Source organism: Endozoicomonas sp. ALD040 (genome assembly GCF_049275945.1).
GTDB lineage: Bacteria > Pseudomonadota > Gammaproteobacteria > Pseudomonadales > Endozoicomonadaceae > Endozoicomonas_A.
The window spans coordinates 1,247,760-1,272,019 of record NZ_CP184829.1; the positions used below are offsets into that span (position 1 = coordinate 1,247,760).

At 49.4% G+C, this 24,260-nt stretch carries 3 protein-coding genes; all 3 read right to left on the reverse strand.

Going from position 1 to position 24,260, the window contains the following annotated elements:
• Positions 1-115 precede the first annotated feature (115 nt).
• The 3 genes from ACOJUN_RS04085 to ACOJUN_RS04095 all read right to left on the reverse strand — a co-directional run bounded on the left by ACOJUN_RS04085 (position 116) and on the right by ACOJUN_RS04095 (position 24,195).
• On the reverse strand, positions 116-7,696 hold the full coding sequence (locus ACOJUN_RS04085; protein WP_422135396.1) for an AAA family ATPase: 7,581 nt from the start codon (positions 7,694-7,696) through the stop codon (positions 116-118).
• Between the two features lie 407 nt (positions 7,697-8,103).
• Entirely contained in the window at positions 8,104-15,804 is a 7,701-nt protein-coding gene (locus tag ACOJUN_RS04090; protein ID WP_422135397.1) for an AAA family ATPase, read from the reverse strand.
• Positions 15,805-16,416: 612 nt separating this feature from the next.
• Entirely contained in the window at positions 16,417-24,195 is a 7,779-nt protein-coding gene (locus tag ACOJUN_RS04095) for an AAA family ATPase (RefSeq protein ID WP_422135398.1), read from the reverse strand.
• Between the last annotated feature and the right edge of the window lie 65 nt (positions 24,196-24,260).

The window sequence follows — 24,260 nt, forward strand, 5'->3', positions numbered from 1 at the left end:
TTTAATGTTTAGACTTTAGAAATGAACGAAAGTTCCATTTAAAGAGACAGCCCTGACTATTGGAGGAAATCACCGATCTCAAAAAACTCATCACGGCCAAATGGTTAAGTACTTATCAGGTATCCAATGACTCATACAGCGAATTTAAATTCACAGTGTGCAAAAACTCGTTGGCAATTTTGGTCAAGTCACAGGATTTGATCACCAGAGCGTTACTGGCGTTTTGTGTCTGCTTTAAGTAGGTATCCTCTACAGAACTCTGAAACGATAAAGAGCTGTTAATATGACACGTCATGTCATACAGCTCTTGTGGTGAGGATGGCTCATGAGCACCATAGGAGTTTTTGTAGCAGGAATTCCCTAAGGAAGCGTCGACCCAGCAATAGGTCAAAGAGCTGCCTTTTGAGTGTGTCACTCCATACAGGTAATGACTGAAGGCCTGACGAATCGCTTCTGAGTATTCGAGTTCTATACCTCTCAGAAGGGACTTCTCTTTATTTGATACCCCAAGGGTCTCCAGAATGCGTTGGTAGCTGCTATCGATTTCAAGCTGTTTTTTCACGATTTCTTTTAATTTATTTTGATATTGCCAACAAGAAAAACTGAGTTTTTGGGCGTTTTCTCTTTCTTCATACAAGTCGGCCAGAGCTCTGGTGCGTTCCAGTTCTATCGCCTTATATTTTTTGACCTTTTCCGATAATGTCTTCAATTCCGGATTGCTCTCAACTTTTCGTTGGAGCAGGACTTCGGCCTTTTCATCAATCACTGTGTTGCACCAAAAATTGCCTCCCACGATAATTACCGGACGGTGGTTCGCCCTGCCCGAGATCAACTGCTCAAAAGCAGGTTGATGCACCAGCATTCGTTCTATATTCGGAATGCCCCCGGGCTGGTCGGTCCAGCGGCTGTTTAGAGCTCGGTGGGCGATTTTATTTTCAAGGGATTTTGAAAAACCATCATGACAGTGAGTAATAAACAAGGCATCGAGATTATTCTCTTGATGGTCGCTATAAAAATTGCACCATTGCTTGCTGTTTTTTCCCCTGTGCAACAGGGTCTGATACCATTTTTTCAGGCAATCTGTGGCTGCAACCTTCAGTTCATCGACGTCTTCAAGTCTCTTCAACAGACGATGGTGCTCACCGGCTCTGATAGTTTTTTCTTTGTAGAACGACAGTGGATCTAGCCAACCCAATTGCAGGGCTTTATTGGCAAAGTGTCTAACCGAAGGGTTGGTTAAGTCACTGTACAGCAGTATTTTATTCATTGAACCCAACCACTTCAGAGGGCTTGCTTCTTCCTCAACTACCATTTTTGAGTGCAATGACCTGAGTAGTTCAATGACCTGATCTGCATCATTGTCTAACAATATTTGTCTTACTGCCGACGACATCGGATTATGGGGCTTCCCATATTGGTTGGGCACATTACCGATCAATTTCTTTTCTGAAGCGCTCAGTTCTTTTGTCTCTATTAATATTGAGACACCCATAGAAAAACCGGCTAAATTTTTTTCCCTCCAAAGATTTTGTACAACTTCGGAAGTACTTGGATTGGGTAATGCGCTGTTTGTCTCAAGGGCTTTGTTCAGTTCCTCAGGGCTCATACCAAAAGCTTTAGTCAGAGCTTGCTGTTGTGCTAAGTCAGCATCGTTCAGGTTTTTTAATTCAGTGCTGAAATCACCAGCCTTTCTGACCTTTTCGGCCTTCCCGGCAGTCTGGTAGAAAGGTGTAGTTTTTGTTACCTTCACCGGCGCCCCGCCCAAATCCGAAGACTCCCAGGTTTGGCCTCCATCTACGGAATACTCAGCAAAGACGTGCTTGAGGCTCTCAATTTGCCGACTGGGAATCTCGAAATAGCGACAAAAAGCAACAAAAACAGGCACACGATGACGACAGCTACCTTGCCGGTTTGTTACCAGAAATCGAAAGAAATTTTCACTCTCTTCTGGTTTAGCTGCACCGCAGAACTGTTGGCAGTATTCCGTGATTGCGCTAATTCGTTGCCTGATGTTTTTAGCGTCTATTATTTTCTGCAACGGTGCCTGTACTTTGGCTGGTTGTTCGCCGATGTTTCCAAATATTTCCTTCAGTACGGACCTCACGCCTTCTGAACACTGGACGTCAAAAAAGGCTTCTCTAGCAGCCGTTTTTTTGCCCGGCTTTCCGGGTTCTACGACATAAGTACATTGAAAACTCTGGTCGGCAGCGGCTAGAGGAATAAACAGTGTATGAAGCCCGGTATAGTGGTCCCTGATCAGTTTAAATGGCAAATTAGGTTCTATACACAGGGCCACGATAGAGTCACTGGCCGTCAGGCTGGGCAATGGACATTGACCATTCTTTGGCGATACCCGAAGGGTCGCCAGCGTTTGATCTCCGGTTAATGTGACTTTCTGGTCATTCTCTGGCAACCGTTTAGGTGTGAGGGTTTCGACCCCCAGAAGGTATTTACCATTAAGATTGATCTTTTTGATTTCACCTCTGGCAGTGATACGAATATCTATTGCCTGCCAGCGATACATTTCAGGGGGATGCTGCGAATCAAAAACTTCACAAAGTTCAATCTTCGGTATCTCCTGATCCTCATAGTTCGTTCTTCGATCCAATGCCGGTGCTTCTTTCTCCTCAACTTCCGGATCATAGGGTTCAGGAGCGCTGTCACCGCTAATAGCTGATGCTTGGTTGATAAAAACCTTTGCCCAATGGTTCGACAGATCACTGATCTGCTGCCAAAATGCGGGCCAGCATTGAACGTCATGGGCCTTCCATACCTGTATCTGCTTATCAGCCTCCTGAAGATAAGGCTGGCAAGCCGGCATTTTCAGTATTTGTGCCTGTTCTTTGGTCAGGGGAAATACGCTATTAGCGTCCACTTCGGTAAGGCTAAAATCATCAGCGAACCAGCGTTGCTGCCAGTGTCTGTAGAGAGCCTGTCTGAGAATATCGTCCGACCGATCCGGCTTCAGGGAAAGACCGGATGCCTGCCATCTGGTCTGGGCCACCATCCTGATGAGTTCCGTTCTGGTTTCCTCTTCAGTCAGACGGGTCTTGATACGAATTTCATGGTTTTTTTCATCAACACTGCTGAGATCACTGTTTCGAATCAACCACGGACGATCAATGTCCGATACCGTCCCATTGAACCATTGGCAAAGTCTGGAATTAAATTCATTCTTCCCCGCGACAAAAGCCGAAGACCCGGGCAGTTTCTCCAGCGATAGGTTGGCGGCCATCAGATAAAGCCGGTAGTGCTGATTGAGGCATTGAAGAACGGCTTTTTCGCTAAAATCGCCTCCTCTGGTGATAGCCCTGGCAACATTCTGTAAATCAAGGCTGGTCGGTTGCAACGGCTGTTTTGTGCGTTTCAGGTGAGCCCTTAGAAGACAATGTTTTTCTGTTAGTTTTTTAGCGACGAATGTCCCTTCTGAGGACACTGGCAACACTTTTTCGGCAATGGTCTGTAATTCTGTCGGATTGTACTGCCGGATGGGCAGATGTCGAAAACGCCCTTTCAGCGCCGGTGATAAGGGTTTTCGCCCGCTGTACTCAGGCGGGTTGATGGTAGCAAACAGGTGGAAACCCGGATGGGCGTCACCGGCCAGAATGTCGTTTAACTCACCTTCCAGATACTGGCTGTCAATCAGATTCATTTCTGAAATCACCACTATGCCGCCATCGACTTTTGCCTTCTGGATCTTTTCACACAGTTTCTCCCAGGAACAATCACAGGCGTTCAGGTAAAAGACTTCCGGCATCAATTCTTGCCGTTGTTCGGCCTGCTGTCTGACACTTTCAATCACCAGGTTCAGCGTGGCATCCTTGCCCCGTCCAGCCGGTCCTTCAATCAGTGTTGCCTGACGGCCGCCGTGTTTTCTGTCGTGATGATAAGCCTGCTGACAGCGGCTTAAATCCTGCCCAAGCCGTTGCGCCAGTTCACGGACTGCCGATCCGGAGGTATCAAAGTCTGGTCGGATTTTTTCGCTGACTGTTCTGAAGGTCTGCTGAAAATCTGACAGGGTCTTGTTATGAACTCTGTCGCTCAGGGTGTTCTCCGGTTGGTAACGAGCAGCAAACCAGATTTCCAGTGCTGACAGGGCATCCTGATGCGTTTCGGTGATTTCAGGGCCCAGTACATCCCGAAAACTTTGCTGTATCAAACTGTTTATTTGCCCACAGGTCACACTGCCGTGAGCGGGCTGAGCTCGATCCAGATACCAGCCCACCCAACTGCAGATGTCTGTTAAATCCCTGGGAGTAAACTCATGCTCTGGCAGCAGCTCCTGATAATATTGCCAGAGTGCCATCACACTGTTGCTGGCACTGTGTGCAATGTCGTTTATTTGCTGCTCCGTCAGATGCTCTTGTAAATGATTGGCCAGAGCCGGTTCCACCACCCTGTCCCTAAGGAATGCCTGATCCAGGCGAGGGTAGTAAGCCCTGGGCAGTTTCTCTTTCAGGGCCGGGTCCATTTGGCGCCCGGCGTAATGATCGGGGTTGCCGGTGAGAATCACCCGGTGTTTTTCGCTGACCTTGACAGGATGACCATTCACATAGATGCAGGGTTGCGGTTCCCATAAGCCGTTTAATGATGCCAGTAATCCGGCTTTGGCCAGATTGGCTTCATCCAGCACCAGGGTTATGTACTCTCCTCCAACACAGCCTCCGCCTTTGTCGGATTCGGTCTTGGCCCATTCCATCAGTGCCCGGTTTTGCTGCACCATAGAGCGGTCGCCATCGGCATGTTGTCGCCACTGCCAGCGTTTCATCAGGGTCTGTTCGCTGTCAGAAGCTCCAAGAGACAGCACCCAAGCCTGCCCTGAAGTCTTGGCCATTCTGGCAGAAAAGTAACTTTTCCCGGTGCCGGTTTCTCCCTGCAGAAAGATAACGGGAGAGTCGGTAAGCCGGTCATGGAGTCGGGATAATCGACGACTTTCACGATCCTTCTGACTTATCTCGCCGTGATAAAGATCCCGGGCCAGAGTTGACAAGGGCATATCAGTGGAACCTTGCCATGCCATTGATTCAAACAGTCGATGTTTTATGCGTTCAATGCCTTCTGCTTCAGAATTGGCTGTCCTGACGATGTAGAAACAATCGTTGGCCAGCGCATGAATAGCATCGGACCGGGTCTGCCCCGATGGCAAGTTTAACTGCCAGCCAGAAGCCAGTGCATCCTGCAAACGTTTAATCTGTCTTGATGGCCTGATGGTTAAGGGTGGATAAAGTTTCGCTGCCTCCGGATCGACTTTCAACTGATACGCCATGGCCTGTCGTTGTTCCTCAGGCCCATGGGCCACGATCAGGGCGCAGACCTTGTCCAGAACTTCTTTTTGAGCCCACCCGGGCAGTGGACTTTCATAGGACAGTTGTAATCCTTCAAACGGGTTATCCGTCAAGACTGCCGGATCAAGGGCCCGGGTCAGCGGCCAGAGGTTTTGCCTCACAAACCTTCTATCCAACCGCCGGGAACCGTTGATGATGGCCGTTAACTGATCCGGGTCTACCGTGGCGGCCTGATTCTTATCCGGTAACAATTGCCAACAAGCCACTTTCATAAAATCACGCACAGTCGGGTTCTGTCGGGTGCCATGGGTGATGACGCTATTGATAGCCTTTCGCCAGTGGCAGGGCAGGAGTTGCAGGGACTGGTCAACCTGCTGTGCTTGCCGGGCAGCCAGTATCAGATTGTTTAACAACCCTTCAGTTATTGACGGCAGTGGGTTACAAAGCCGGGCAGGTACGGTTTTAAACGCTTCGTAAAGTTTATAAAGCGCCTGTTCTGGCAATTCAGTCCGTGGGATACCATGCCTGACGACATTGATATCCCAAAGATCGACCTCAAGACACGGGCTACCTTTGGCGATCATCAGATTAACTATTGACGACGTGCTTTTTGCAGACGCAGGCCAGAGCAGGGTGACATGAGCTTTTGGATAGGCCTGTAATTGGCCATTCACCAACAGAGGTTGTCCAATAATCAAGGGTTCCAGGAGCTGCTGAAGCGTTGGATTAGTCTCCAGCCCCCGCAATACCACCGGCTTGCCAGCGGTTAATGCCTCCTGCAACGCACTCCGACCTTGTCCAAAACGGGCCTTTTGTTCTGAGGTGATATGGATATTATCAAATAGCTGGCTGAAACTGGTCTGTTCATTGACCTGAATGACCAGGGGGGCTTGCGGGAGACCATTGATCCAATGATTTGCCTGGGCAGATCGTTGATAAGTCACGGTATCAAAGGCAGCGCGATTTCTGACTTTTTCCGGTGGTTTGGGCAGAGGGTATTTATCGTTTTCTGTCAAACCCAGGGCTTTTGGTTGTCCTTTTGCATGAGCCACCTGAAGCCGGGGCTCCAGGCCGGTTGTCTTCTGAATCGTCTGCAGTGAGCCCAGCAAACAAAACCAGTCTGCCTCAGTAAGAGGAGACGTTACGGTGACGACACCACCGGCACGAACCTGTTCCAACAGGCAGGTATTAGGAACTGCGAAGCCTTCCGGGGCGATGGCAATTGGGTTCAGCCATTGAACAATATTACTCTCGTTAAGGAGTATAGGGGTTGCTGGTGCCTGCTCTTTATCAAGTCTTTTGTCACCCTGTTTGTTATGAGAGTGGGACAAACTTTGCAACAGTGAATGAAGCTCGTACTTCCCTACAGGCATCTGATAAAACTGAACATTGTCCGGTAACTGACAGATCTTGCCATTGCTCTCAAAACACTGTTGCGCCAGCACCTGTCGAAGGGTCTGTTCAAAGGCAAGATCTTCCCAGTCGGCCCCCTTCAGTATCACCCGTTGTCCGGCCTTCAATAGCTCAAGCTTGCCGGGAAGATGCTGGATTCGCCCCTGTTTATCCACCCCGGGGCCGCCCAGCAACAACTGTCGCCAGTTGCTGTGCAAATGGCAGTCAATTAAAACACTATTGTCGTCGTCCATAACACTTTCGGCAGAGGGGAGTTCAGCCAATAACGGAGGTACCTTGTCGATCTCCACTGATGGGTCATTGCCAGTCTGTGCGTTGAACTTCCAGGTATTTTCCGGTCTATTAATTCTTCGCCAGAAATCAGCGCCAGGTGCGTCATCACGCCTGCCAAGCGATGTCAGCTGAGCAGGGTCTGCCAGAACCAATAAAGAAACATGCTGACCCAAGGGGCGCTTCTCCTGGCTGACTTTGTCGTACAGACAGGGGCTATCCGGGTCCAGCAGATCGTTAAATTTGGGCAGCTCTTCGCTGGTGAGCTTTCGAATATCCATTACCAGAGTCAATGGCTGTGAACCTTCGAACAGCTTGCCTGAACCCAGAGTGTGGCGACCCTCTTCGGAAATACTCAACCGGCTCACCAGGTTAGCCTTTAAAAGGTCATCGGGATGGGAAATAAGCGCAACATCAAGATGTTCATCACGGGTAGTGGCAATCAAAAGCTGTCGAACCTCGTCATCGCTGGCGACAAAACGAAAATCGAAGGAATGAGTCGTCTTTTGGAGCGAGGAATCCGTTGCGGAGATGGTTCTCACTTTGTCAGGCAAGGTCTCCGAAGAGGGCGATCTCTTTAGTCTGGACCTTACTTCAGAGCAGATTTCTACATCCTGCTTTTCCTTTGACGATACATCCAGCTTTGCCATCTTGGCTGCCACGCCATAATCAGGCAGGCCAGGATGAGGAACGTGTTTTTTTGTACCTCTGGCAATCTGACCATCCATAGTCAATCTCCCTCTCAACTGTCATTTGAAGGACTTTATTAAAATTGTCTGATAGTTAGACCTTAAGGTGTGATTAAAGTTCCATTTTAATTGTTATCCCTCTGTAGGGGTGTCCAACCTGCTGTTATAGAGTCTTTGGGCCTGTGCGGCACTAAAGGGTCGTCATTCCCGCGAAGGCGGGAATCCAGCGCCAACGGTGGATCTCTGCCTTCTCGGGGATGACAAGGCCAGGGGGGCACCGGGTAGTATGGTTCTGGTGGTGAGTCAGTGTGGATTCCCGCCTTCGCGGGAATGACGGGAGAGAAGCCGGGAATGACGGGAGGGAAGCCGGGAATGACGGGAGGGAAGCCGGGAATGACGGGAGTGGAGTTACCGATCTCGAAAAGCGCATCATGACCAAACGGTTATCAGGTATCCAATGCCTCACAGAGCGAATTCAAATTCACGGTGTTCACAAACTCTCCGGCAATTTTTGTGAGCTCATCGGATTTGAGCACCAGAGCGTTACTGGCGTTTTGTACCTGCCTTAAATAGGCATCCTTGACAGATTCCTGAAAACAGGGAGAGCTATAGAATGAAAACATCATGGCATTCAGCTCCTCTGGTGAGGATGGATCGTGAGCGCCATAGAGATCTTTTTCCGGGGAGTTGTGGTCAAATATGGAAGCATTGGCCCAACAATACGTTAAACAACCGCCCTTCGAGTGCGTCACTCCATAGAGGTAATGACTGAAGGCGTGCTGAATCGCTTTCTTGCATTTGTCTTGTAAATCATCCACAAGTTTCTGCTCCCCGGGTGATAGCTCAGAGGGCTCTGTTGCGGATTTGTTCCTGCTTTTGGCATCGAGCTGTTTTTTCAGGTTCGGGCTGCTCTCAACTTTTTGTTGGAACAGGGCTTCGGCTTTTTCATTAATCATTGTGTTGTCCCAGGAAGGTTGCCCCAGGATAATCACCGGACGGTGGGCCGCCTTACCCGAGCCTGACTGCTCAAACGCAGGATGGCGCACCAGCATTCGTTCTATATTTGGCGTGCCCTCAGGGTCGTCCGTCCAGGCAGTCTGCAAGGATGAGAGGACTATTTTATTTTTAAGGAATGGCGAAAACCCATCATGACAATGAGTGACCAACAAGACGTCACGTTTCTCCTTGTGGAATCTTGCATAACCTCCCTGCCACATCTGACTGTTTTTTTTCCTCGGCAAAAGTTCCTCGTACCACTTTTTGAGACAGCGGGTGGCTTCGACCTTCAGTTCATCGACAGCTTCCAGACGCACTAATAGCCGATGATGGTCATGGGCATTTCTGGCATCCCAATCATTGTACGGTAGTGTTTCCAGCCAACCCGATTTCAGGGCTTTTCGGGCAAAGCGCATAACCGCAGGGTTGGCCAGGTCACTGCCCTTCAGTATATGCACTATTGAATCCAACCAATTGACAGGACTCGCTCCGGCCTGAACAATCATTTTTGAATGAAGTAACTTCAGCTGTTCAGTGATTTGGTACTCATGAGTGTTGGACAATATTTGTTTGACTGCTTCCGACATCGGTCTAATGACATTTCCATCGTTGTCAACCATAAAACCGACCAATCCCTGCTTTTTATTGTCAAGTACCTTTGTCTCCAGTGACTCCAGAAGTGAGACACCCATGGAAAAACCGGTCAGATTTTTTTCCTTCCAAAGGTTCTTGACGATTTCGGAAATACCCAGATTGGTTTCTGGCAACGCTCTTTTTGTCTCAAGGGCCTGGTTCAGTTCCTCCAGACTCATATCACAGGCTCTAGCCAGAGTTTGCTGTTGTGACAGATCTGCCCCTTTCAGGAAATCCCTCAGAAACTCCTTAATCTTCATTAACTCAGTGCTGGAATCATTGAGATTCCTGTTGCGCTGGAAGTCAGGTGTCATTGTTTTTGTCCGTCCGGGCGATCCGCCCAAATCCACTGATTTCCAGGTTTGTCCTCCATCCGGAGAATACTCTGCAAAGCTGTGGATAAAACTATTTATTTGCCGACATGGAATCCCAAAATAACGGCAAAAAGCAATAAAAACAGGCACGCGATGACGACAGCTACCTTGCCGCCGTGTGACGAGAAATTTGAAGAAATTTTTATTAGGCTCTGGTTGAGCCGTACCGGAAAACCCTTTGCAATAGTCCGTGATTGCCCGAACGCGCTGCATCGTGCCTTCAGCGTCTTTTATGGTCTTCAAAGGTTCCTGTATTTCGTCTGGCTGTCGGGCAATGTTTGCAAACAGTTTGTTCAGTACGTTTTTTATATTGTTTGAACAGTGGGTGTCCAAAAGTGTTGAACGTTCTCGTTGAGTTCGTCTGGCAGGTGTTTTTTTAACCGGTTCTCTGGGTTCTACGACATAAGCCACTTGAATACCAGGGTTGGCTTTGGCTTCGGGAATAAACAGCGTGTGCAGCCCGGTATATTCGTCTCTAATCAGGGTGAATGGAAAATCAGATTCTATACGCAAGGCCACGATATAGTCGTAAGGGCTCAGACTGGGCAAGGTATGTTGACGTTTGTTCGGTGAACAGTTAACGACTGCCAGCGTTTGATTGCTGGCTAATGTCACTTTCTGGTCAGGCCCCGGCAACCGCTCAGGCATGAGGGTTTCGACTCCCTCAATGTGTATATCATTAATATTGATCCGCATGATATCACCCCTGGCAGTCACAAAAATATCTTCTGCCGAACAGCGATACATACGGGAAGAATACCTCCAGGTATCAAAAATTTTATAATTCGTATCTGTTGCTTCCTTCCGGAGATCATAATCCGTTTCCCGATCCAATGCCCGAGTCAGTATCCCATGGGCTTGCGGAATGTATTTTTCAGGAGCTTTATTACCGCCAATCGCCAACGCTTCGCTAATAGTTTGTGGCTTATAGTTCATTCTCTGATCCAATGCCGGAGCCTGTTTCCCTCGGGCTTCTGGAATGTATTTTTCAGGAACCTTATTACCGCCAACCGTCAAGGCTTCGTTAACAGGCTGTGGCTCATGGTTTGTGCTCTGATTCAATGCCGGAGCCTGTTTCCCGTGGACTTTTGGAATGCATTGTTCAGCAGGGCTATCATCGCCCATAGGCAGCGCTTCGTTCAGAGGGTTCGGCAGATTCCTTATCTGATCCCAAAACTCAGGCCAGCATTGAACTGCATTGGAGTTCCATGCCTTTATACGCTGATCAGCCTCCTGAAGATAAGGCTGGGAAGCCAGCATTTTCAGCGCTTGTTTCTCTTCTTCCGTCAAGGGAAATGCGCTACTGGCATCCACGCCTGTTCGGCCAAAATTATGATTAAACCAGCTTTGCTGCCAGTATCGGTAGAGTGCCCGGGTGCGAATATCGTCGGACCGATCCGGCTTCAGGGGAAGACCTGATGCCTGCCAATTTGTCTGAGCCAAACGCCTGACGATTTCGGTTTTCGCTTCCTCTTCATCCAGATGAGTATCAATTTGAATTTCATGGTTTTTTTCGTCAATACTGTTGCAATCACTTCGTCGTATGAGCCACGGACGATCAATGCCCGATACTGTTTGGTAGAGCCAGACGCAAATTTCAGGAACAAGTTCAGTCCCACTCGTGGCAGGAACCGGTGGTTCTGGCAGTGCCTCCAGCGACAGGTTGGCGGCCATCAGATAAAGCCGGTAGTGCTGACAGAAGCATTGATGAAGGCCGGTTTCGGTAAAATTACCTTCTCTGATAACGGCCCTGGCCACATTCTGTAAATCATGACTGGTCGGCTGCAACGGCAGTTTTTGCTGTTGCAGGTAAGCCCTTAAAAGACAATGTTTTTCTGTCAGCTGTTTAGCGGCGAATGTCCCTTCTGAGGACTCTGGCAACACTTTTTCGGCAATGGTCTGTAATTCTGCCGCGTTGTATTGCTGGATGGGCAAATGTCGAAAACGCCCTTTCAGCGCGGGCGATAAGGGTTTTCGTCCGCTGTATTCAGGCGGGTTGATGGTGGCAAACAGGTGGAAACCCGGATGGGCGTCACCGGCCAGAATATCGTTCAATTCACCTTCCAGATGCTGGCTGTCGATCAGATTCATTTCTGAAATGACCACGATGCCGCCATCGACTTTTGCCTTCTGGATCGCTTCACACACTTTGTCCCAGGAACAATCACAGGCATTCAGGTAAAAGACTTCCGGCATGGACTCTCCCTGTCGCTTAGCCTCCTGTCTGACACTTTCAATCACCAGGTTCAGCGTGGCATCCTTGCCCCGTCCGGCCGGACCTTCAATCAGTGTCGCTTGACGGCCGCCGTGTTTTCTGTCGTGATGATAAGCCTGCCGACAGCGGCTTAAATCCTGTCCAAGCCGTTGCGCCAGCTCACGGACTGTCGATCCGGAGGTATCAAAGTCTGGTCGGATTTTTTCGCTGACTATTCTGAAGGTCTGTTGCATATCCCGCAGGGTGTGTTCATGAACTCTGTCGCTCAGGGTGTTCTCCGGTTGGTAACGGGCAGTAAACCAGATTTCCAGTGCTGACAGGGCATCCTGATGAGTTTCGGTGATTTCCGGCCCCAGTACATCCCGAATACTCTGTTGGATCAAACTGTTTATTTGCGCACAGGTCACGCTGCCGCGAGCGGGCAGGGCACGATCCAGATACCAACCCACCCAACTGCAGATATCGGTTAAATCCCTGGGGGTAAACTCATGGTCGGGCAAGAGTTCCTGATAATATTGCCAGAGTGCCATCACACTTTTGCTGGCACTGTGTGCAATGTCGTTTATTTGCTGCTCCGGCAGATGCCGTTGTAAATGCTTGACCAAAGCCGGTTCCACCACTCTGTCGCGAAGGAATGCCCGGTCCAGGCGAGGGTAGTAAGTTGTCGGCAGTTTCTCTTTCAGAGCCGGGTCCATTTGACGCCCGGCGTAATGATCCGGGTTGCCGGTGAGAATAACCCGGTGTTTTGGGCCGACTCTGACAGGGTGACCATTCACGTAAATGCAGGGCTCCGGTTCCCATAAGCCGTTCAATGATGCCAGCAATCCGGCTTTGGCCAGGTTGGCTTCATCCAGAACCAGAGTGACATAGTGTCCATCCTTCCCGGACGGAGTGTTGGCCCATTCCATCAGCGCCCTGTTTTGCAGTTTCATGGAGCGATCACCATCGGTGTGCTCTTGCCACTGCCAGCGTTTCATCAGGGTTTGTTCGCTGTCGGAAGGTCCAAGGGAAATGACCGCAGCCTGTCCTGAAGTTTTTGCCAATTTGGCGGAAAAGTAACTTTTGCCGGTGCCGGTTTCTCCCTGCAGGAAGATAACAGGAGAATCTGTAAGCCGGTCATGGAGTCGGGATAATCGACGACTTTCACGATCTTTCTGACTTATCTCGCCGTGATAAAGATCCCGGGCCAGTGCTGACAAGGAGGTATCAGCGGAATCCGTCCATTTCAGTGATTCAGAAAGTCGATTTTCTATGAGCTCAATGCCTGCTGCGTCAGAATTGGCTGTTCTGACAATATGAAAACAATCGGTGGCCAGAGATTGAATGGCATCGGATCGGTTCTGCCCTTTTTGCAAAGATAACTGCCAGCCAGAAGCCAGTGCGTCTTGCAAACGTTTGATCTGTCTTGATGGCCAGATGGCTAAATATTGATATTGCTCTGTCGTTTCCGGATCGACTTGCAACTGATAGGCTATTTTATCTCGCTGTTCTTCAGGAGCATGGGCCAGGATCATGCCAAAGAGCTTGTCCAGAAACATTTTTTCAGTTGTTTCATAACATCGTGTAAAGGGAGAGTCATAGGAAAGATGCAAGCCTTCAGAACGTTTGCCCTCAGAGAATGCCAGATTAAACACTCTGATCAGTGGCCACAGGTTTTGAGTCACAAACTTTCTATCAAACCGGGGGGCACCCTTGATGATGGCGTTTAAGCGATCCGGGTCTACCGAGGCGGTTTGATCCTTATCCCGTAATAACTGCAAACAAGCCACTTTCATAAAATCACGCACTGACGGATGTTGTCGGGTGCCATGTGTGATGATGCTATTGATGGCCTTGCGCCAGTGGCGGGGTAAAAGCCGTGAGGACTGGTCAACCTGCTGTGCTCGCCGAGCGGCCATTATCAGGTTGTGCAACAATCCTTCGGTCATTTCAGGCAGAGGCTTACACAGGTGGGCAGGTACGGTTTTAAAGGCTTCGTAAAGCTCATCAAGTGCTTGTTCTGGCAGCTCAGTCCGGGAGATATCATGTTTGTGAGCACTAACATCCCAGAGATCGAGCTCGGGACCAGGTTCACCTGTGGCAACCATTGAATTAACTATTGAAGATGAGCTTCTTGCAGACTCAGGCCAGAACAGGGTGACACGAGCTTTTGGGTAGGCCTGCAGTTGGCCATTCACTAGCAAAGGTTCCCCAACAACCAGAGGTTCCAGAAGTTGCTGAAGCACCGGATTGCTGTCCAGTCCCAGCAGTACAACCGGTTTGCCAGTGGTTAATGCCTTCTGCAATTGACTTGGATGTCGTCTAAAATGCGCCTTTTGTTCCGAGTTGATATGGATATTATCAAAGAGCTGGCTGAAGCTGGTCTGTTCATTGACCTGAATGACCAGAGGGGCTTCCTGCTGTTCACTGATCCAGTGACTTGCCTGAGCGTGTTGCTGATAAGTGACGAAATGAAAGGCGGCCTGATTTCTGATTTCTTCCTGTGGCCTGGACAGAGGGCGCTCATCTTTTTCTGTCAATTCCAGGGCTTTCGGTTGCTTTTTCCAGTGGGCTACCTGAAGTTGCGGCTCCAGGCCGGTCATCTCGCGAATAGTCACCAATGATCCCAGCAAACGAAACCAGAGAACCTCAGTGAGGGGAGACGTTACGGTGACTGAACCTCCCGCCCGAATCTGTTCTAACAGACAGTTGTTTGGTACTGCATAGCCTTCCGGGGCAATGGCAATCGGGCTCAGCCATTCACTGATATTACTCTCGTTAATAATGATCGGGATTCGTAGAGCAGAGTCTTTATTGTCACCTTCTTTGACACCTTTTTTTACACCTTCTTTGACAAGAGAGTGCGACAGACTCAGGAACAGTGAATGAAGCTCGTTATTCCCAACCGGCATTTGATAAAACTGAACATCGTCGGGTAACGGACAGATCTTCCCGTTGCTCTCAAAACACTGTTGCGTCAGCATCTGTCGAATGGTCTGCTCAAAGGTCAGATCTTCCCAGTCGGCCCCTTTCAGAATCACCCGTTGTCCGGTCCTCAATGTCTCAAGCCTGCCGGGCAGGTGCTGGATTCGCCCCTGTTTATCCACTCCGGGGCCGCCCAGCAGCAACTGTCGCCAGTTGCTGTGCAAATGGCAGTCAATTAAAACACTATTGTCGTCGTCCATAACACTTTCGGCAGAGGGGAGTTCAGCCAATAACGGAGGTACCTTGTCGATCTCCACTGATGGGTCATTGCCAGTCTGTGCGTTGAACTTCCAGGTATTTTCCGGTCGATTAATTCTTCGCCAGAAATCAGCGCCAGGTGCGTCATCACGCCTGCCAAGCGATGTCAGCTGAGCAGGGTCTGCCAGAACCAATAAAGAAACATGCTGACCCAAGGGGCGCTTCTCCTGGCTGACTTTGTCGTACAAACAGGGGCTATCCGGGTCCAGCAGATCGTTAAATTTGGGCAGCTCTTCGCTGGTGAGCTTTCGAATATCCATTACCAGAGTCAATGGCTGTGAACCTTCGAACAGCTTGCCTGAACCCAGAGTGTGGTGACCCTCTTCGGAAATACTCAACCGGCTCACCAGGTTAGCCTTTAAAAGGTCATCGGGATGGGAAATAAGCGCAACATCAAGATGTTCATCACGGGTAGTGGCAATCAAAAGCTGTCGAACCTCGTCATCGCTGGCGACAAAACGAAAATCGAAGGAATGAGTCGTCTTTTGGAGCGAGGAATCCGTTGCGGAGATGGTTCTCACTTTGTCAGGCAAGGTCTCTGAAGTTGGCGATCTCTTTAGTCTGGATCTTACTTCAGAGCAGATTTCTACATCCTGCTTTTCCTTTGACGATATACCCAGCTTTGCCATCTTGGCTGCCACGTCATGATCATGCAGGCTACGATCATGAACGCGTTTTTTGGTACCTCCGGCAATTTGACCATCCATAGTCAATCTCCCTCTCAACTGTCATTTGAAGGACTGAAGTACCTAACCAGTTGGTTTCGCATATTCTGGACGGCGGCTTTTTCCATCATTCTGCGTTCCAACTCTGGTTGCGTAGCTGTGGCTACGCGCCCGTCGTTGCGTCTTGAAGGATGAAAAAATCCACTCGCCAGAATATGCGAAACCAACTGGCCAGGTACTTAATGAAATTGTTAAATGGTTAGACCTGTAAGGTGTGATTAAAGTTCCATTTTAATTGTTACCCCTCTGTAGGGGTGTCCAACCTGCTGTTATAGAGTCTTTGGGCCTGTGCGGCACTAAAGGGTCGTCATTCCCGCGAAGGCGGGAATCCAGCGCCAACGGTGGATCTCTGCCTTCTCGGGGATGACAAGGCCAGGGGGGCACCGGGTAGTATGGTTCTGGTGGTGAGTCAGTGTGGATTCCCGCCTTCGCGGGAATGACGGGAGGGAAGCCGGGAATGACGGGAGGGAAGCCGGGAATGACGGGAGGGAAGCCGGGAATGACGGGAGGGAAGCCGGGAATGACGGGAGGGAAGCCGGGAATGACGGGAGTGGAGTTACCGATCTCGAAAAGCGCATCATGACCAAACGGTTATCAGGTATCCAATGCCTCACAAAGCGAATTCAAGTTCACGCTGTTCAAAAACTCTTCGGCGATGGTATTCAGCTCATTGGTTTTGAGCACCAGAGCATCACTGGCGTTAAGTGCCTGCCGTAGGTAGTCATCCTGAATAGATTTCTCAAGCTCTTCATTTCTGATTGCAAACATCATGGCATTCAGTTCTTCTGGTGAGGATGGGTCATGAGCGCCATACCTGTTGCTATTCCAGCATCCATCTATGTGGGCATCGCCCCAGCAATAGGTCAGGCAACCGCCTTTCAGGTGTGTCACTTCATACAGATAATGACTGAAGGCCTGCTTAAGCGCCACCACACATTTGTTTTTTAAATCATTTATGAGATCTACCTCCCCTGAAGATAACCTGAGAGGCTCCACGATGGATTGGTAGCTTCCTAAGATATCAGACCTTTTTTTCCTATATTCCTCTCTATGATTTGGTGATCCCACGCTGTAGTCTCTGTCCAATGCAAACAGAGCCAGATCGAGTTCTTTTTTTCTTGCCATAAATTGACTGCTTTTTTCCAACAAATGTTTCAGGTCTGAGCGGTTCTCAGCGATTCGTTGTAATAGGGCTGCGACCTTTTTATCCATCACTTTCAAGCCGGATATCCAGTCAGGCTTCCCTATGATAATCACCGGACGGTGGTTCGCTTTGCCCGAGATTAATTTCGGAAATGCAGGATGGTGAACCAGCATTCGTTCTATATTCGCAATGCCCTCGGGTTGGTCCGTCCAAGCGTTGCGTACAGATGAGGTGAGAATGTTTTTTTCCAGAGATGGCGATAAACCATGATGACAACGAGTGACAAAAAAGGCCCCTAATTTACTTGTTTGGAAGGAATGGTAAGCCCTTTGCCATGTCTGGCTATCTTTCTCTCTGAAGAATAATTTCTTATACCACTTTTTCAGTAAATGGCTGGCTTTAACCTTCAGTTCATCGACACCTTGCAGACGAACCAATAGCTTATGGTGTTCATGGGCCTCTACGATCTGGCCTGCATAGGTCGGCGGTATATCCAGCCAACCCGATGCCAGGGCTTCCCTGGCAAAGTCAATAACTGCGGGGGTCAGATCAATGTCACTCAGAATACTCAGCATCAGGATTAACCAGTCCTCAGGTTCTGATGAGCCATGAATAATCATTTTTGAGTGCAATAACTTGAGGGGTTCAGTGACCTGATTTCTATCACTGTTGGACAAGATGTGTTTGACTGCCTTCAACATCGGGCCTTTTTTGCTAAAGACAATACAAATCAACTCCACTTCGTCAAAGTCTAATGCTTTTGTTTCCAGCGACACTAATATTGAGACACCCATGGAAAAGCCGGTTAAATCTTTTGTCTGCCAGAGTTTCTTTACTATTTCGAAAATATCTGGAAGGGTTTCCGGCGATTCACAGCCTGCCTCAAGGGCCTTGTTCAGTTCTTCAGGACTTGTTCCGCAGGCTTCAGCCAGAGTTTGCTGTTGTGCTAAATCAGCACCTTTCAGACGCCCATTCAGCAGATCTCTGGTCTTCTTTAATTCAGTGCCAGAAACACTGACTCTTTTGGTGTCCTGGAACTCAGGGAGGATTTCTGTTACCTCGACAGGCGCTCCGCCCAAATCCACCGATTTCCAGGTTTGGCCACCGTCCAGCGAACACTCTGCAAAGGCATGGGTATCATTGGATATTTGTCGGCATGGAATGCCAAAATAACGACATAAAGCAATAAAAACAGGCACACGATGACGACAGCTGCCTTGTCGGCGTGTTATCAGGAAGTGAAAGAAATTTTTATTGCGCTTTGGTACAGCGACACCGGAAAAGTCTTCGCAATAATCCTGGATTGCCCTAATGCGCTGCTCCGTGTCTTCAGCCTTTGCTATTTTCTGCAAAGGTTTCCTTACTTTGGATGCCTGTTTCTCAATCTTCTGAAACACGTCGTCCAGTACTGTTTTCATACCCTGGCAACAGTGGGCGTCAAAACGTCTTGATTGTGCTGGCCGGACTTTTTCAGCCGATGTTTTTTTGCCCACTTCTCTGGGTTCTACGACATAAGCAAATTTAATGCTCTGGTCGGCTTTGGCTTCTGGAATAAATAGTGTGTGTATGCCGGTATATCGGTCCCTGAGCAGTGTAAATGCCAGATGGGGTTCTATGCGCAGTGCCACGATGTAGTCCTTAACTGTCAGGCTGGGCAATATAAATTGACCATTTTTTGATGACATGTAAAAGGTAGCCAGTGTTTGGTCGCTGGCTAATGTCACTTCCCGGTCATGCTCTGGTAACCGTGCAGGTATGATGACTTCGACTCCCTGCATGTGTTTATCATTAATACTGATCCTTTTGATTTTGCCCTCAAGTGATACATAAATATCCTCTGCCAATGACCGATAAATCCCGGGAAAATGGTCCGGGTCATCAAAAATTATATAATCGTCAAGTTGTCGCTCGCTCTCTTTCTCATTCTCATAGTCCGTTCTTCGGTCCAATACCGGAGCCTCTTTCTCATGGACTTCCGGAATGTATTTTTCTGGAGTGCTATCACAGTAAACAGTCAACGCTTTATTAACAGGTTGTGTCTCGAGGTTCGCTCTCTGATCCAATGCCGGAGCTTGCACCTCGTGGACTTGTGGCGGAACTTTATCACTACTGGTGGTCAAGACTTCGTTAACAGGTTGTGGCGCAGGCTCCGTTCTCTGATCCAATGCCCAAGCCTGTTTCTCGTGGACTTCTGGCTTGTCTTGTTCAGGAGCCTGATCACCACCAATAGCGGATGCTTCGTTGATAAAATCGTCTGCCAGATGGTTCAGCAGATTACTGATCTGATACCAGAACACAGGCCACCATTGAACTTCATCGGCTTTCCACGCCCCTATCTGCTGATCAGCGGCCTGAAGATAAGGCTGGTTAGCAGACATTTTCAGCGTTTGTTGCTGTTCTTCCGTCAGGGGAAATACGCTGTTAACGTCTACGTTCGTCCGGCCAAAATGATTGCTAAACCAGCGTTGCTGCCAGTGTCGGTAGAGTGCCCCGGTAAGAATATCGTCCGACTCGTCCGGCTTCAGGGGAAGGCCTGATGACTGCCACTTTGCCTGAGCCACACTTTTGATGATTTCCGTTCTGACTTCCTTTTCATCCCGCTGAGTGTTAACAAGGATTTCATGTTTTTTTTCATCAACACTGTTGAGATGACTGCTTCGTATCAACCACGGACGATCAATGCCCGATACCGTTTCATTGAACCAACGGCAAAGTCCGGAATCAAATTCACTTTTCTCCATGGCAAGAGCCGAAGACTCGGGCAGTTCCTCCAGCGATAGGTTGGCAGCCATCAGGTAAAGCCGGTAGTGCTGATTGAGGCATTGATGAACGGCTTTTTCGCTCAAATCACCACCTCTGTTTATAGCCCTGGCAACATTCTGTAAATCAAGGCTGGTCGGTTGTAATGGCAGTTTTTTGCTTTGCAGGTGAGCCCTTAAACGACAATGCTTTTCTGTTAGCATCTCAGCGGCGAATGTTCCTTGTGAAGACTCTGGCAACACTTTCGCGGCAATGGTCTGTAATTCGGTCGCTTTGTACTGCCGGATGGGCAAATGTCGAAAACGCCCTTTCAGGGCCGGTGATAAGGGTTTTCGCCCGCTGTACTCAGGTGGATTGATGGTGGCAAAGAGGTGAAAACCCGGATGGGCGTCTCCGGCCAGAATATCGTTTAACTCACCTTCCAGATGCTGGCTGTCGATCAGATTCATTTCCGAAATCACCACGATGCCGCCTTCAATTCTGGCCTTCTGGATCTTTTCACACACTTTGTCCCAGGAACAATCACAGGCATTCAGGTAATAGACTTCCGGCATCAATTCTTGCCGTTTTTCGGCCTGCTGTCTGACACTTTCAATCACCAGGTTCAGAGTGGCATCCTTGCCCCGCCCGGCCGGACCTTCAATCAGTGTTGCCTGACGGCCGCCGTGTTTTCTGTCGTGATGATGAGCCTGCTGACAGCGGCTTAAATCCTGCCCAAGCTGCTGCGCCAGTTCACGGACTGCCGATCCGGAGGTATCAAAGTCCGGTTGGATTTCTCGGGTGACTGTACTGAAGGTCTGCTGAAAATCTGACAGGGTCTTGTTACGAACTCTGTCGCTCAGGGTGTTCTCCGCTTGGTAACGGGCAGCAAACCAGATTTCCAGTGCCGACAGGGCATCCTGATGCGTTTCGGTGATTTCAGGGCCCAGTACATCCAGAAAACTGTGTTGTATCAAACTGTTTATTTGCCCACAGGTCACACTGCCAAGAGCGGGCTGAGCACAGTCGAGATACCAACCCACCCAACTGCAGATGTCCGTTAAATCCCTGGGGGTAAACTCATGCTCGGGCAGCAGTTCCTGATAATGTTGCCAGAGTGTCATCACACTTTTGCTGGCACTGTGTGCAATGTCGTTTATTTGATGCTTTGTCAGATGCTCTTGTAAGTGATTGACCAGAGCCGGTTCCACCACCCTGTCCCTGAGAAAAGCCTGATCCAGGCGAGGGTAGTAAGCTCTGGGCAATTTCTCTTTCAGGGTCGGGTCGAGTTGGCGCCCGGCATAATGATCCGGGTTACCGGTGAGAATCACCCGGTGTTTTTCGCTGACTTTAACAGGATGACCATTCACATAGATGCAGGGTTGTGGTTCCCATAAGCCGTTCAATGATGCCAGTAATCCGGCTTGGGTCAGGTTGGCTTCATCCAGCACTAAAGTGATGTACTCTCCGTCTTTGTCGGATTTGGTCTTGGCCCACTCTATCAATGCCCGGTTTTGCTCCACCATAGAGCGGTCGCCATCAGCGTATTGTTGCCACTGCCAGCGTTTCATCAGGGTCTGTTCGCTGTCGGAAGGTCCAAGGGAAATGACTGAAGCCTGTCCCGAAGCCTTGGCCATTTTGGCAGAAAAGTAACTTTTCCCGGTGCCGGTTTCCCCTTGCAGGAAGATAACGGGAGAGTCGGTAAGCCGGTCATGAAGTCGGGATAATCGTCGGCTTTCACGATCTTTCTGACTTATCTCACTGTGATAAAGATCCCCGGCCAGTGCTGACAGGGGATTGTCTGTGGAGCCTGCCCATATAAGTGATTCAGCCAGTCGGTGTTCAATGCGTTCAATGCCTTCTGCCTCAGAATTCGCTGTTATGGCTTTATCAAGACAATCGGTGGCCAGAGCCTCAATGGCATCGGATCGCGTCTGCTCTGGTGGCAAACGTAACTGCCAGCCAGAAGCCAGTGCATCCTGCAAACGTTTAATTTGTCTTGATGGCCTGATGGTTAACGGTGGATAGCGTTTCGCTACCTCCGGATCGACTTTCAACTGATACGCCATGGCCTGACGAAGTTCATCAGGCAAAGGGGCCACAATCAGGGCACAGAGCTTGTCCAGAAAATTTTCCTTATGCCAAACGGAAACTGGTTCTTCATAGGACAACAGTAATCCTTTAGATTTACCGTTCTTGAATGCTGTCAGATCAATGGCTCTGGCCAATGGCCACAGGTTCTGCTCCAAAAACGCTCTATTCAACTGCGGGGCACTGTCGATGATGGCCGTTAACTGATCCGGGTCTACCGAGATAGGCTGATCCTTATCCGGCGTCCTATCCGGTAACAAGCTCCGGCAAGCCACTTTCATAAAATCCCTCACGGGTGGATTCTGCCGGGTGCCATGGGTGATGACGCTATTAATGGCCCTGCGCCAGTGGCGGGGTAAAAGCGATGAGGACTGATCAACCTGTTGTGCCCGCCGGGCAGCCATTATCAGGTTATTCAATAAGCCTTCGTTCAATTCAGGCAGAGGGTTACAAAGGTCGGCAGGTACGGTTTTAAACGCCTGATAAAGTTTATTAAGCGCTTGTTCTGGCAGCTCAGCCCGGGGGATTTCATGCCTGTCGGCATTGACAGCCCAGAGATCAACCTCGGGACAGGGTTCACCCTCGGCGACCAGCGAATGCAAGACCGGAGACGGACTTTTCGCAGACTCAGGCCAGAGTAAGGTGACACAAGCCTGTGGGTAGGCTTGTAATTGACCGTTCACCAACAAAGGTTGCCCAATAAACAGGGGCTCCAGAAGCTGCTGAAGCCTTGGGTTATGCTCGAGTCCCCGGAATACAATCGGTTCGCCAGCGCTCAATGCCTCCTGCAATTTACTCGGCTGTCGCCCAAAATGCGCCTGTTGTTCCGAAGTGATATGGATATTATCAAAGAGCTGACTAAAGCCGGTCTGTTCGCTGACCTGAATGACCAAAGGGGCTTCCTGCTGATTATTTAGCCAATGACTTGTCTGGGTATGTTGCTGATAAGTAACGGTATTAAAAGTGGCGTGATCTGTGATTGGCTGTTCATTGTTTTCTGTCAATCCCAGTGCTTTTGGTTGCTGTCTTGAATCAGTCACCTGAAGCCGGGGCTCCAGGCCGGTCGTCTCGCGAATCGTCTGCAGTGAACCCAGCAAATGAAACCAGTGTGCCTCAGTGAGGGTAGACGTTACGGCGACTACACCACCTGCCCGAATTTGTTCCAACAGACTGGTATTAGGGATTGCATAGCCTTCCGGGGCAATGGCAATCGGGCTCAGCCACTCCCTGACATTACTCTGGTTAATGATGATCGGGTTTGCTGATGCCTGGGCTTTATCAAGTTCTTGGTCACCTTCTTCATTATCAGAGTGAGACAGACTTTGGAACAGTGTATGAAGCTCCTCATTCCCTAACGGCATCTTATAAAACTGAACATCGTCGGGTAATGGACAGATCTTCCCGTTGCTCTCAACACACTGTTGCGCCAGCATCTGTCGAACCGTCTGTTCAAAGGCCAGATCCTGCCAATTGGCGCCTTTCAGAATCACCCGTTGTCCGGCCTTTAACGACTCAAGCTTGCCGGGGATGTGTCGGATTCGCCCTTGTTGATCCACTCCGGGGCCACCCAGCAATAACTGCCGCCAGCTGCTGTGCAAGTGGCAGTTAATAAGAAGGGTATTTTCGTCATCCATAGCACTTTCGGCAGAAGGGAGTTCAGCCAATAACTGAACCTCGTCGATATCCATCAATGAGGCATTGCCGGTCGTTTCGTTGAACTGCCAGGTATTGCCCGGTCGATTAATTCGCCGCCAGAAATCAGCACCGGGTGCCTCGGCCCCCGATGCCTTGTCACGTCCGCCAACTGATGCCAACTGTGCAGGGTCTGCCAACACCAATAGCGAAACATGCTCGCCCAAAGGACGTTTTTTGTTGCTGACTTTGTCGTACAGGCAGGGGTTATCCGGGTCCAGTAGATCGTTAAACTTTGGCAGTTCTTCGCTGGTGAGTTGTCGAATATCTATTACCAGTATTAATGGCTGTGAACTTTCAAAGAGCTTGCCAGAGCTCAGAGTGTGGCGACCCTCTTCGGAAATACTCAACCGGCTAACCAGATTAGCCTCTGAGAGGTCGTCGGGGTGGGATATAACAGTAACATCCTGATGTTTATCGCAGGTCCTGGCAATCAGAAGTTGTCGAACCTCATCATCACTGGCGACAAAACGAAAATCGAAGGCATGAGGAGCCTTTTGGAGCGACGAATCCGTTGCGGATACGATTCTCGTTTTGTCAGGCAGGCCTCTCGAAGTTGGCGATATATTGAGTCTGGCAGTTACACCGGTGACCTCAGCAATCTCTGGTTTTAAATCCAGCTTTGCTCTTTTGGGTGGTATGCCGCCATCAGGCTTTTCAGTCTTAAAAACAGGGTTGTTTGTTTTTCCATTGATCTGACCATCCATAGCCAATCTCCTCTACTGCTTTCCTTTGCAGGAGTGTTATGAAACTGTATTACTATTTGACCTTA

Bases quoted from the DNA above. Each gene is read 5' to 3' on its own strand.
- ACOJUN_RS04085 (WP_422135396.1), bottom strand. From the start codon at position 7,696: ATGGATGGTCAGATTGCCAGAGGTACAAAAAAACACGTTCCTCATCCT.
- ACOJUN_RS04095 (WP_422135398.1), bottom strand. From the start codon at position 24,195: ATGGATGGTCAGATCAATGGAAAAACAAACAACCCTGTTTTTAAGACT.
- ACOJUN_RS04090 (WP_422135397.1), bottom strand. From the start codon at position 15,804: ATGGATGGTCAAATTGCCGGAGGTACCAAAAAACGCGTTCATGATCGT.